This is a genomic window from Adlercreutzia equolifaciens, from assembly GCF_029076695.1.
GTDB classification, from domain to species: Bacteria; Actinomycetota; Coriobacteriia; order Coriobacteriales; family Eggerthellaceae; genus Adlercreutzia; species Adlercreutzia equolifaciens_A.
This window is the reverse complement of record NZ_JARFIK010000002.1, coordinates 908,692-920,569: the sequence shown is the minus strand read 5'-3', so window position 1 is coordinate 920,569 and position 11,878 is coordinate 908,692. Positions and strand designations below refer to the sequence as shown.

The following is an 11,878-nucleotide window of genomic DNA, read 5'->3' as shown; positions in this document are numbered from 1 at the left end:
CTCCTTGGTTGACATTGTCCCCATTGTACGTGAGGCATCAGCGGCCCGCAGTAACGCCGAGGTGAAAGACACCAGGTCGTTGCCAATAAAAAACGCCGCCCCGAAGGGCGGCGTCAAAGCCTTAAGCCAGGTGTGCTACTCGGCGGCGGCTTCCTCAGCAGGAGCCTCCTCGGCCTCGGCAGCCTCGGCGGCAGCGGCCTCAGCCTCGGCCTTGGCAGCCTCTTCGGCCTCCTTGGCCTTGCGCTCGGCAGCCTTCTTCTCTTCCTTCAGCTGCTTCTCGCGACGCTTGGCCTTCTCCTCGGAAGCCTGAGCCATGGCAGCCTTGCGAGCAGCCTTGGCCTCGGCCTTCTTGGAGCCGGTCTTCTGGGGCTTCGGGGTCATCTTCTCATAGGCCTCGATGTCGGCCGGGGTGACCACGGTGTTGGCCAGGCGCATGATGCCGCTCTTGCGGTTGGCGGCCTGGTTCTTGTGGATAACGCCCTTGGTGACAGCCTTGTCCATCAGGCGGCAAGCCTCGCAAGCGAAGGCGTAGGCAGCCTTGCCGTCGCCGGCAGCCACGGCGTCCTTGACGTGACGGGTAGCGGTCTTCAGCTCGGCCTTGACGGCGCGATTGCGCATACGAGCCTTCTCGTTGGTGATGATGCGCTTCTTCTGGGACTTGATGTTAGCCATGAAATAGTGCCTTTCTTCGTTCGTGGTTGGTATCCCTTTGGTATCCAACGACACGAACGCGCAGCGGTGCAACCGCCCAGGCGAACGTGTTATACGAGGAGCGGCGGGATTTGTCCGTCCTCGGGCCGGAACGCTGTTCCGAAGACCCTTGCCAGCGAGCGTGATCTAAAACGCAGCCACGTCTGCAGATTTGGCGGTGGAATCACCGCGCGTACGTATCGCTGGATACACAATGCGATAGAATACCAAAGACTGACTGCAGGAAGCCGAAGAAATTTCCCCGTGGCGGGTAATTCTTCGCGAGACGTACATATATGAGAGGGAACCTGTGACCCACGAGCTTTCCCATATTCGCAATTTCTCGATTATTGCCCATATCGACCACGGCAAGTCCACTATTTCCGACCGCATCCTGGAAATGACGGGCACCGTGGCCAAGCGCGATATGCAGGCGCAGCTGCTCGACTCCATGGACATCGAGCGCGAACGCGGCATTACCATCAAAAGTCAGGCGGTGCGCGTCAGCTATACCGCCGACGATGGGGAAACCTACCAGCTGAACCTCATCGACACCCCGGGCCACGTGGACTTCACCTACGAGGTATCGCGCTCGCTGGCCGCCTGCGACGGCGCCGTGCTCGTGGTAGACGCCACCCAGGGCGTCGAGGCCCAAACCGTGGCCAACGCCATGCTGGCCATGAACGCCAATCTGGAAATCATCCCGTTCATCAACAAGATCGACCTGCCCGCGGCCGAACCGGAGCGCGTGAAAGGCGAGATCGAGGACGGCCTGGCCATTCCCGCCGACGACGCGGTCCTCGGTTCCGGCAAAACCGGCGAGGGCATTCACGATTTGCTGGAAGCGGTGGTCTACAACATTCCCGCGCCCGAGGGCGATGGCGATGCTCCGCTGCGCGCCCTTATCTTTGACAGTTACTTCGACGCCTATCGCGGCGTAGTGGCGCTCATTCGCGTGGTGGACGGCCATATCAAGAAGGGCGACAAGATTCGCATGATGGCCACGGGCACCGAGACCCTCGTCGAGGAAGTGGGCGCCCGCCATCCCCAGGAAATTGCCGAGCCGGCCCTGTACGTGGGTGAGGTAGGCTACCTGGTCACGGGCTTGAAGGACGTCAGCCTGGTGAAGGTGGGCGACACCATCACCACCGCCGAGGGCGGCTCGGACAGCCCGTTACCCGGCTACCGCGAGGCCAAGCCCATGGTGTTCACCGGCCTGTTCCCCATTGACGGCGATCAATACGAGCCCCTCAAGGAGGCCCTGGAGAAGCTGTCGCTCAACGACCCGGCCCTTATCTGGGAACCCGAGACATCCCATGCTCTGGGCTTCGGTTTCCGCACGGGCTTTCTGGGTCTTTTGCACATGGAGGTCATCAAGGAGCGCCTCGAGCGCGAGTTCGGTCTGGACTTGCTGGCCACGGCCCCCTCGGTGGAATACCACGTGTACCTGAAGGGCGGCGAGATGATCTCGCTCCACTCGCCTCAGGAAATGCCCGATCCGGGCTCCATCGAGCGCGTGGAAGAGCCGTACCTGAAGGCGAAGATCCTCGTGCCGCCCGACTACGTGGGCGCCGTCATGGACCTGGCTGTGGGACGACGCGGCAACTTCGTCACCATGAACTACCTGTCGCCCACTACCGTGGAAATGCTCTGGGAGATTCCGCTGTCCGAGTTGATCCTCGACTTCTTCGACAAGCTGAAGTCGAACACCAAAGGCTACGCCTCGCTCGACTACGAGATGGACGGCTACAAGCCTTCAGACTTGGTGAAGCTGGATATTCTGCTGTCGGGCAAGCCCATCGACGCCCTGTCCTTTATCGTGCATCGCGACAAGGCCTACGACCGCGGCCGCATCCTGTGCGACAAGCTGAAGGAGATCATCCCGCGCCAGATGTTCGAGGTGCCCATCCAGGCCGCTATCGGCGGCCGCGTTCTGGCCCGTCAGACCGTAAAGGCCAAACGCAAGGACGTGCTGGCCAAGTGCTACGGCGGCGATATTACCCGTAAGCGCAAGCTGCTGGAAAAGCAGAAAGCCGGCAAGAAGCGCATGAAGGCCATCGGCAACGTGGAAGTGCCGCAAGAGGCCTTCATGGCTATCTTGAAGGTAGACGAGTAGGGAAGGGGAGATCCCGGCAGAGACCCCTGGCCCCGCAGGGCTACATGGCTAGAGCTAGAGGTGGCCGCTAGCTCTGGATGACGTCCTCGCGGACGTAGTTGGTCATGACCTTCGGCTCCACCTCGGGCGGGTTGACGCCGGCGGCCTTGGCGGCCTCGAGGCTCTTCAGCATCCAGGCCATGTTGCGACCAAGCATGCGCATGGTGTGCATGCCTTCGCCGTCGGCTGCGGTCTCACCCGGTTGACGACCGAAGGCAATACCCCAGTACGAGCTGCTCATAACCGGCATGTTGTTGATCTGGAAGTACTTGTTGATCTGATCAGCCGCCTCAATGGCGCCGGCGCGACGGGCCACGCCGATACCGGCCGCGGGCTTAAAGCGCATCACCGATCCGCCGGCATAGAACATGCGATCGAGCAGCGAGACGAGCGATCCGGCGGCCCCGGCATAGTACACTGGCGAGCCAATGATAAGGCCGTCAGCCTCGCCAGCCTTCTGGATAAGCTCGTTGCAGCAATCCTCGGTGAAAATGCACTGGTTATTGCCCGTGCGCATGCAGATGCCGCAGGCAATGCAGCCGCGAATTTCTTTGTTCGTGATCCAGGCGATCTCGGTGTCGATGCCCTCAGCCTGCAGCGCTGCGGCGCACTCCTCCAATGCTCGATTCGTATTGCCGTTCATGCGAGGACTTCCGTTGATGAGCAGTACTTTCACGCTGTCTCCTCTTCTCGTGTTTTTGCTTGGCTGGATTGTAGCATCTATTAAACTAGTGCCATCAAGTTTGAACATTTGAAAGACAATTGCAAGGTGCGCTATGGCGAAGAACGAAGACTACGACTGGATCAACGACCCTTTCGATGAGAAGAAAATAGCCGAGGAGCGGGAGCGGGCCGGCATGTCCGGCGCCTCGAAGACCTTTGTGCTGGTGGCCGTACTCGTGGTCATTCTGGGCATTTTCGCCATGCTCGGCCTGCTCTTGTTTGGCATTCTCTAGGCGGTTCTATGAAGAAGTCCTTTTCGCTCTACGCCATCGTTATGGGTATGCTGATTGTCGTTGTGCTTTTGGCTGTCATCGCTATTTTTGCGGTGGGCTGCACGTTCTCGCTTGGACTGGCCGTCTAGCATGGAGGGTTTGTTCGGAAGCTATCGGGTGCTGTTGGCGCCCATGGCCGGCGTGTCAGATATCGCGTTTCGCTCGCTCTGCCTTGAGCAAGGTGCTGACTTGGCCTTTACCGAAATGGTGTCGGCCAAGGGGCTTTCCTTCGCCAATGAGAAAACGCGCCATCTGCTGGCCTTGGCCGATGGGGAAACCCAGGTGGGCGTGCAGCTGTTCGGCCACGAGCCCGACGTCATGGCCTCGCAGGCCGCCTGGATCGAAGATGCCCTGGGGGAGAACCTGGCCTACCTGGACATCAACATGGGTTGTCCGGCGCGCAAGATCGTGTCGAAGGGCGACGGCTCGGCCCTTATGAAGACCCCCGGTTTGGCCGCGGATATCGTCCGCGCCGTGAAGGACAACGTGCAGCATCCTGTCACGGTCAAGTTCCGCCGTGGCTGGGGCGAGGGCGATGAGACTGCGGTGGATTTCGCACTCCGTATGGAGGACGCCGGCGCTGATGCCGTTACCGTGCACGGCCGCTTTGCCGAGCAGCTGTACCGGGGGAGCGCCGATTGGGGCGTCATCGGCCGCGTCAAAGAGGCAGTCTCGGTGCCCGTGGTGGGCAACGGCGACATTCGCTGCGGGGCCGATGCTGTGGCCATGGCGCAGCAGACCGGCTGCGACGCGGTGATGATTGCCCGGGGCGCCGAGGGAAACCCCTGGCTTTTTGCCCAGGTGCAAGCCGCATTAGCGGGACATCCCGAGCCTGCGGCGCCCTCGATAGAGGAGCGCATTGCCATGGCGCGCCGCCATGCCCGCCTGCTTACCCAGCGCGAAGGGCGCAACATCGTTCGCATGCGCAAACATGCCATGTGGTACTTGGCGGGGCTGCCCGGCGCCGCCGCCGCCCGGGGGTGCATCAACTACTGCACTAACCTGGAGGACTTCGATGCGGTGTTTGACGAGCTGCTGGAGATAGCAGTGGCTCACTCGTGATTGTCCGTCTTGGGACAGGCGGCATTGCAATTCGCTCAGACAGTCCTCGCTTTGGAGAACAGTCCACTGGACTGTTCTCGTCGCTGCGGAACTCGCTCGGTTGCAACGCCCCCTGTCCCAAGACTACTCGTTGAGAAAGAGAGTCATTCCGTGCCTTACGATCCTTATAAAGCGCTCTACTTGCATATTCCCTTTTGTGTGAAGCGGTGCGGGTATTGCGATTTTGCTACCCGTGCGGTGGAGCGCGATTCGTCGGTTATTGACGAGTACGTGGAATCGCTGGTACTCGACCTTCGCCGTGCCTCGCGGGAGGGGAAGCTGGGGGCACTAGAGACGGTGTATTTGGGCGGTGGTACGCCGAGCTATATTGGTATGAAGCGTTTGTCCAGCTTGCTGTACGCCTTGGCCATGTCCATGCATTTGGAGCCTGCGGTGGAATGCACCATGGAGGCGAATCCGGAGAGCCTGACTGAAGCCATGGTGCGCGATATTTGGGCTCTGGGCGTGAACCGACTGTCGCTGGGCGTGCAGTCCTTCGACGATGAGGTGCTGTCCATTCTGGGGCGCGCTCATGATGCTGACGCAGCCCGTACAGCGGTGGCGGCAGCTCAGACGCGCTTCGAGAACGTTTCGGTCGACCTTATGTGCGGCATTCCCGGCCAGAGCGCTGCCTCCTTTCGCCGCAGCGTAGAGGAGGCCGTGGCCCTGGGGGTCAAGCATGTCTCGGTGTACCCGTTGACCATCGAGACGGGCACGCCCTTCGATCGTGCCGTGCTCCGCGGAGAAATGCCCGAGCCCGATGACGACGTGGAGGCCGAGGCCATGGAGGCGGCCCGCGAGGTTTTGGAGCACGCGGGATTCCATCGCTACGAGGTGGCCAGCTATGCCCAGCCCGGCTTCGAAAGCCGTCACAACACCGCCTACTGGACCGGCAAGCCCTATCTGGGACTGGGCGCATCGGCCGTCACCATGACCCAAAACAACGAGCGCCGCATGCGCGTACAAGACGGTCAGGTCATTGACGACTTGAATGAGCGCCAAATGGCGGCGGAAGACCTCATGCTGGGCATGCGCATGGCCCAGGGAATCTCCGATGAACAGGTCCAGCAAGCCACAACGCTCATTCCCGCAACAACTGCCACGTTCGCCGAGCTTGCCAATCTCGGACTTGCCGTCCACGAAGACGGCCGCTGGAAGCCCACCGACCAAGGCTGGCTCTGCGGCAACGAGCTCTACGGCCGGCTCCTGGAGCTAGCGCCGTAAAGCGTTAGTGAGTTCTTTGTCCTATAGCAGTGATTTTCGGAATTGCTCGACGAGGTCGACGATGCCTTGTCGCGAGCTGATACCTGTTTTTGCATAGATTCTCTTTACATGAGTCTTGATAGTGTTTTTCGAGATACTTAATTCGTTCGAGATGCTTGGAATGTCTCTTCCCATGACAAGAAGATCGAGCACGTCCTTTTCTCGTGCGGTCAGACCATACTCGTCAGCGATGGCGCTGCTCGATGCTTCCCAGTCAGATACTTGACTTGAAACAGGGGATTGAATGTACTGGAAGTCGAGAGAGATCGTTTTGTCAGATGGGATGAGCAGCGTGGCAATGTACATTGCCACTCCAAGAAGCATCACGATCAACGCCCCGTAAACCGGGTTTTGCTCTGAGGCAAAATGCAGGGTATGACCGAGAGTGGTAAAAGCGGTGATGATCGACTGAGCAAGTCCATAAAGGGTTACGACGGGGTTTGAGGTTTTCTTACCCTCGGCGGCGCATAGTGGCGTCAGGCTAATCAGCAAAAGGTTGAAGAAAGCGCTGAGCACCGAAAGAAGAAGGAGCTGGAAGGTTCCTGTTACAAAGCAGATCACTCCGGTAGATAGGCAGGCGAGAGGGAATAGCCATCGGTAGACCACAAGTACGTTCATGTGCGAAAAAAGCTCTGGCATTGCCGCAGCCGAAAATAGGAGCGCCATGGCGGCAGCTTCGCCGATGGCGTAGAACATGGTTGCAAAAGTTCCATCGTTTGCCATTGACCAGGAAAATGAATACATGCCGGCAAAGGCACAGGTGCACAGAATGGGCGCAAGCAGCTTGAGCGCTCCCGATTCCTGGAATGTACGCGCCAACGCGTCGAGATGAAGCGGATTCTGCGATGATTTCGTCTCCTCTCCTTTTCTTCCACCCGTGCGATGGGAAGCGGCTCTGAGGAGGAGAAACGTTAAGATGCCCGATGCAATAACAAGGCCGCATTGAACGAAGAAGCTTATCAGGTAGGTATCAAGTGCTGTTGTGGCAATAACGATCAGGCACGAAATAAGACTTCCGGCAAAGATACCAAGCTGGAATCGTCTTGTGTCAAACAGGTACGAGGCGCTTGCCCAAAAGGTAAATAGCACGGCGATAGACGAGCCGTTGCCGATGTGCAGCACTACGGTGGGAATGAGCGTGATCCGAACGAGGCTCAGTGATTCCAGCATGAAAGCCAGGTGCCCTAAAAACACAATGGCAAGGCTTGTCAGCGACCAAGGCAGAGACAGGGTTCTGACGTTGTGTTTGAATCCGAACACGCTGAGCAACAAATACGTCGCCAGCATGGCAATGTTTTCAATCAATCTGCCAGTACCAAGGTCAAGTGCGTAAACGCTAGCATTTTGAGGTAAGAGCACCAAGCCGGCAGTCGCCACAAAAGTCGCGTAGGCAAAGATGAACAGGAGCGTTTCGCGTCTGCCTTCCATAGAACCCCTTTCTCAGAGTTAAAGCAGATCACTGCCTATCACCCTTTTGCATCACCCATGGTGGGTGATATCAAGATACTCCTCTTTACGGGTGTTGCGAGCGAGGATTTGCCGCCCATAGACTCGGATTCGTGACAGCCGGTGTGTTCGAATGACCGAGCAGATGGCGGTAGGCATTCATGAAGGAGATACGAGGGAAAGGATGTGCCATGGAAATCACGAGAAGGAACTTTGTGCAGGGAGCTTTGGCGGGAGCGGCAGGATTGTCGGCGTGTGGCCTTATGGCCTGCTCGTTGCCAGCGACAGGCACGACCGACGAATCAAGCGAGAAGAATCAAAATGAGGTCACGGTCGATCGAGAAGTGGCCGAGACGTATGACTGCGATATCTGCATTGTCGGTGCAGGATTCTCGGGACTGATTGCGGCCGTGCAGGCTCACGAATTGGGTGCGAATGTGCTGCTCGTTGAGTCGAACAGCCAGGCTGGCGGATCCGCGCTCAACGGAATTGAAGGATCGTTCGGCATCGGCTCGGACATGGCGAACGCCCAGAATATCGAAGTTGATGCGAACGCTATTCTTCTCGACGAGATGGAGCAGTCCCAATGGCGCGCTGATGGCGTTGGCTGGCAGAATATGATGAAGAACTCGGGTGATAACATCAATTGGCTGGTTGAGCAGGGAGTTCGCTACTCGAATGTGGACGACTACCACGGCAAGGACTATGCAGTGTTCCATTGGTATGATGGAGGCGCTGCCGCGGGCTATGTCGAGCCGATGACTGCTCGTATCGAGGAACTGGGCATCGAGGCTTTGTTTGATACGAAGGCCACTGAGTTGATTCAAGACGATGCAGGCAAGGTGGTTGGCCTTTATGCGGATGGCAAGCAGGGCTGTATTCAGGTTAACGCCAAGGCGGTTATTTTGGCTACAGGTGGTTTTGCTGCCAACGGCGATCTGATCCAGGGATATGGTTATCCTGATGAGGATTATCTTTGCATCGGGCTGCCCACCAACGACGGCTCTGGTCATGAGCTGGCGGCTGCAGTGGGAGCCAAGAATATGATTCCGTACACCTGCGATAACGCCGGGTCTCTTATTGGTTCGTGGGGCTGGGACATGTCAAACATGTTCTTCTGCCTTGAGCCTTCTTTTATCTGGGTAAACGAGAGCGGCGAGCGATTCTTCAAGGAAGACAACTGCGCTGTGAACTACTCGCTGCAGAATCCGCCGAAGTTCAACCAGGAGAGCTGCTACTTCCTGTGGACGCAGGGGCTTATGGAGCAATTTGAAACCGAAAAGGGCATGGAAGTGCAAGCCTCGATTGACGGGGTAATCTCGCAGGGAGCAGAGGATATTGTCAAGGCCGATACGATCGAGGAACTTGCCCAATTCTTCGGCATTGATGCCCAGGCCCTTTCTGCCACGGTCGAGCAATACAATGCGGCGTGCGTGGCAGGAAAAGATGACGCATGGAGTAAAGACAAGCAGTATCTTCGCGCCTACGACCAAGGTCCTTATTATATGTGCGAGCCGACCTTCTTCGTTGCGGTCACTATCGGCAGCACCGGAACTAACCATGAATTCCAGGTGGTTACCGAAAAGCACGAGCCGATTGAAGGTCTGTATGCAATCGGCGTAGAAGGCTGCATGCTGTACCGCAATCTGTACACCATCGGCACTCCTGGTTCGTGCAGCGGCAACAGCATCAATTCCGCACGTGTGGCTGCTCAGCATGCGGTGGAGACATACTGCTAGCGTTGCTGACCTCTAACATTTCATAAGAAGCCCCTCCCCGAAGGCTGACGCACACATAGTGCGCCAGCCTTTTGCGCATCCCTTCGCCTTCTGCCCGTGCGCGTGTGTCGCTTACGTCGAAATTCTCTTCTCCTTAGCACTCACGCCGCGAGGTTGCTAAAATAGCGTCAATAACCACCAGGCAAGAGAGAAGCCCACGCCCGTCGGGAAAGGAGCCAAGATGCTGTCAGAGAGACGCCAGCGTGTCCTGCGCGCGCTTATCGAAGACTATGTTGAACTGGCCGCTCCCGTAGGATCGCGGGCGCTGACCGAACGGCACCGCCTGGGCGTAAGCCCCGCCACGGTGCGTAACGACCTGTCGGCCCTGGAGGATGCCGGGTTCATTCAGCAGCCCCACACCTCGGCAGGCCGCGTTCCCACCGATGCCGGCTATCGCGCCTTTGTCGACGAGCTGCTCTCGTCGGGGCTGGCGGCGGAAGAGCGTCCTCACCAGAGCCTCATCGACGAGCTGCGCGCCAGCGCTACCGAGCTCGACAGCCTTATGGAGCACACGTCGGCCGCCTTGGCTCGACTGACCAACTGCCTGTCCATTGTGGTGGCTCCCTCGGTGTTCTCGGGCCGCATTCGCCAGCTTACTCTGGTATCGCTCTCGAACTACCAGGCCATTATCATCCTCGTTGCTGAAGACGGCCAGGTGGCCAACCGCAACATCACCTTTACTGAGGAAGTAACCGCCGACGAGCTGGCCGCTGCCCAGAACCTGCTCAATCGAGTGCTGGTGGGGCAATCGGCGCGCGACGTGCGCCGTACCTTGGACCTCAACACCATCGAGGCGCTGTCCGACCCGCTGGTGCAGTTCATCATCGACGAGGTCGTCGAGTGCCTGGGCGAAAGCGATAGCGGCCGCGCCCATCGTCTGGGCCTGTCGTCGCTTCTTCGCCAGCCCGAGTTCAGTGACGCAAAATCTTTAGTGCCGGTTATGGAGGTGCTCGAGGACGACCGTGTGCTCATGCACACCTTCGACGATACTGTGGAAGCCGAAAGCCCGGTGATGGTGCGCATCGGCCACGAGAACCCCGCTTCCGAGCTGGCCGGTGTTTCCGTGGTGGCCTGCCCCTACGGCCGCGGCCAGAGCGAGGGCGTGGTAGCCGTAATCGGCCCCACGCGCATGAACTACTCCAACGTCATTCGCGCCGTGCGCGCTGCCCAGTGCGCGCTGCACGACGAATAACCCGTTAGCATTCAACCCCTAAGAAAGGTTTGAGCAAGCAATTATGGCCCAGAAGGATCTCTACGAAGTACTCGGCGTGTCCCGCGATGCCTCCGAGGCGGAAATCAAGAAGGCGTTTCGCCATCGCGCCCGTGAGCTGCATCCGGACGTTAACAAGGCCCCCGATGCCGAAGACCAGTTCAAGGAGCTGAACGAGGCCTACGACGTGCTGAGCGATCCGCAGAAGCGCGCCCAGTACGACCGCTTCGGCACTATCCCAGGTGCGGCGGGAGCCGGTGGCCCCTACGGCGGCGTCAACATCGATTTCGAGGACCTTTTCGGCGGCGGCTTCGGCGGTATGGGCGATATCTTCTCCACCTTCTTCGGGGGCGCTGCCGCGGGCGGCGGTCGCCAGGTGCGCAAAGACGGTCGCGACATGGGCGTTGGTGTGCGCATTTCGCTGAAAGAGGCCGCCACGGGCGAGAAAAAGGAGATCGTCTACGACCGCCTGGCCCCGTGCCCCGATTGCGACGGCACTGGTCTGGGCCCGGACGGCAAGGAAGTCACCTGCCCCGAGTGCGATGGCCGCGGCCGCGTGGTCACCGTGCAGCACACCTTCCTGGGCGATATGCAGTCGGCCACCACGTGCCCCAAGTGCCATGGCACGGGCACCATTATCGAGGACCCGTGTCCTGAATGCGAAGGCCAGGGCCGCGTGCCTGACCGCCAGCGCGTGTCCGTGGAAATTCCCAAGGGCATTCGCGACGGCCAACAGCTGCGCATTGCCGGCTACGGCGAGGCGGGCATGCAGGGAGCGCCGGCAGGCGATCTTATTGTCACGGTGCGCATCAACCCCGACGAGTTCTTCGAGCGCGACGGCGACAACCTTCACTGCAAGCTGGTAGTGCCCATGGTCCAGGCCGCTTTGGGCGCCGATATTGAGATCGACGGCATCTACGAGGACGAGAAGGTGGTCGTCACCATTCCTGAAGGCTGCCAGAACAATCAGGTAGTACGCGTCAAGGGCTACGGTATGCCGCGCTTGAAGAGCGACAACCGCGGCGACCTCTTCGCCCACATCGACGTCGAAATTCCCAAGAAGCTGTCGAAGCGCCAGCGCGAGCTTTTGGAGCAACTGGCCGAGGACATGGGGGAGGACGTCAACGACGAGAAGCGCTCGCCGCTGCAGAAGCTGCGCGACATCTTCGAGTAAAGAGCTCCTTCGCCCTGACGGGACCGCGCTCCCATCGACGCCGTGGCTTCGATGGGTACCAGCGTG

At 59.2% G+C, this 11,878-nt stretch carries 10 protein-coding genes; 7 read left to right on the top strand and 3 right to left on the bottom strand.

From position 1 onward, the window contains the following. Window positions 1-135 precede the first annotated feature (135 nt). Complete coding sequence (rpsT, locus tag PZH32_RS09680; RefSeq protein ID WP_275207857.1) at window positions 136-672, bottom strand: 30S ribosomal protein S20; 537 nt, start codon at window positions 670-672, stop codon at window positions 136-138. A gap of 328 nt (window positions 673-1,000) precedes the next feature. Here rpsT and lepA point away from each other — a divergent pair, with 328 nt between their 5' ends. Further along, a complete protein-coding gene (lepA, locus tag PZH32_RS09675; RefSeq protein WP_275207856.1) occupies window positions 1,001-2,806 on the top strand; it encodes a translation elongation factor 4 in 1,806 nt (601 codons plus the stop codon). A gap of 67 nt (window positions 2,807-2,873) precedes the next feature. Here the strand turns inward: lepA and PZH32_RS09670 are convergent, their stop codons facing one another. Then, the gene (locus tag PZH32_RS09670; RefSeq protein ID WP_275207854.1) at window positions 2,874-3,521 is read right to left on the bottom strand and encodes a flavodoxin family protein; all 648 of its coding nucleotides are present in this window, start codon (window positions 3,519-3,521) and stop codon (window positions 2,874-2,876) included. Window positions 3,522-3,621: 100 nt separating this feature from the next. Here PZH32_RS09670 and PZH32_RS09665 point away from each other — a divergent pair, with 100 nt between their 5' ends. The 3 genes from PZH32_RS09665 (at window position 3,622) to hemW (ending at window position 6,165) form a co-directional block, all read left to right on the top strand. Continuing rightward, the gene (locus PZH32_RS09665; protein WP_275207853.1) at window positions 3,622-3,801 is read left to right on the top strand and encodes a hypothetical protein; all 180 of its coding nucleotides are present in this window, start codon (window positions 3,622-3,624) and stop codon (window positions 3,799-3,801) included. A 129-nt stretch (window positions 3,802-3,930) separates the two neighbouring features. Then, entirely contained in the window at window positions 3,931-4,902 is a 972-nt protein-coding gene (gene dusB / locus PZH32_RS09660) for a tRNA dihydrouridine synthase DusB (protein WP_275207852.1), read from the top strand. Window positions 4,903-5,052: 150 nt separating this feature from the next. Further along, complete coding sequence (hemW, locus tag PZH32_RS09655; protein ID WP_275207851.1) at window positions 5,053-6,165, top strand: radical SAM family heme chaperone HemW; 1,113 nt, start codon at window positions 5,053-5,055, stop codon at window positions 6,163-6,165. A gap of 21 nt (window positions 6,166-6,186) precedes the next feature. Here the strand turns inward: hemW and PZH32_RS09650 are convergent, their stop codons facing one another. Next, a complete protein-coding gene (locus tag PZH32_RS09650; RefSeq protein ID WP_275207850.1) occupies window positions 6,187-7,632 on the bottom strand; it encodes a response regulator transcription factor in 1,446 nt (481 codons plus the stop codon). A gap of 209 nt (window positions 7,633-7,841) precedes the next feature. Between PZH32_RS09650 and PZH32_RS09645 the strand changes: the two genes are divergently transcribed. The 3 genes from PZH32_RS09645 (at window position 7,842) to dnaJ (ending at window position 11,812) form a co-directional block, all read left to right on the top strand. Beyond that, a complete protein-coding gene (locus tag PZH32_RS09645; RefSeq protein WP_275207849.1) occupies window positions 7,842-9,389 on the top strand; it encodes an FAD-dependent oxidoreductase in 1,548 nt (515 codons plus the stop codon). A 220-nt stretch (window positions 9,390-9,609) separates the two neighbouring features. After that, window positions 9,610-10,620, top strand: coding sequence for a heat-inducible transcriptional repressor HrcA (hrcA, locus tag PZH32_RS09640; protein ID WP_275207848.1), 1,011 nt, complete (start codon window positions 9,610-9,612; stop codon window positions 10,618-10,620). 43 nt (window positions 10,621-10,663) lie between these two features. Continuing rightward, complete coding sequence (gene dnaJ / locus PZH32_RS09635; RefSeq protein WP_275207847.1) at window positions 10,664-11,812, top strand: molecular chaperone DnaJ; 1,149 nt, start codon at window positions 10,664-10,666, stop codon at window positions 11,810-11,812. Window positions 11,813-11,878 lie beyond the last annotated feature (66 nt).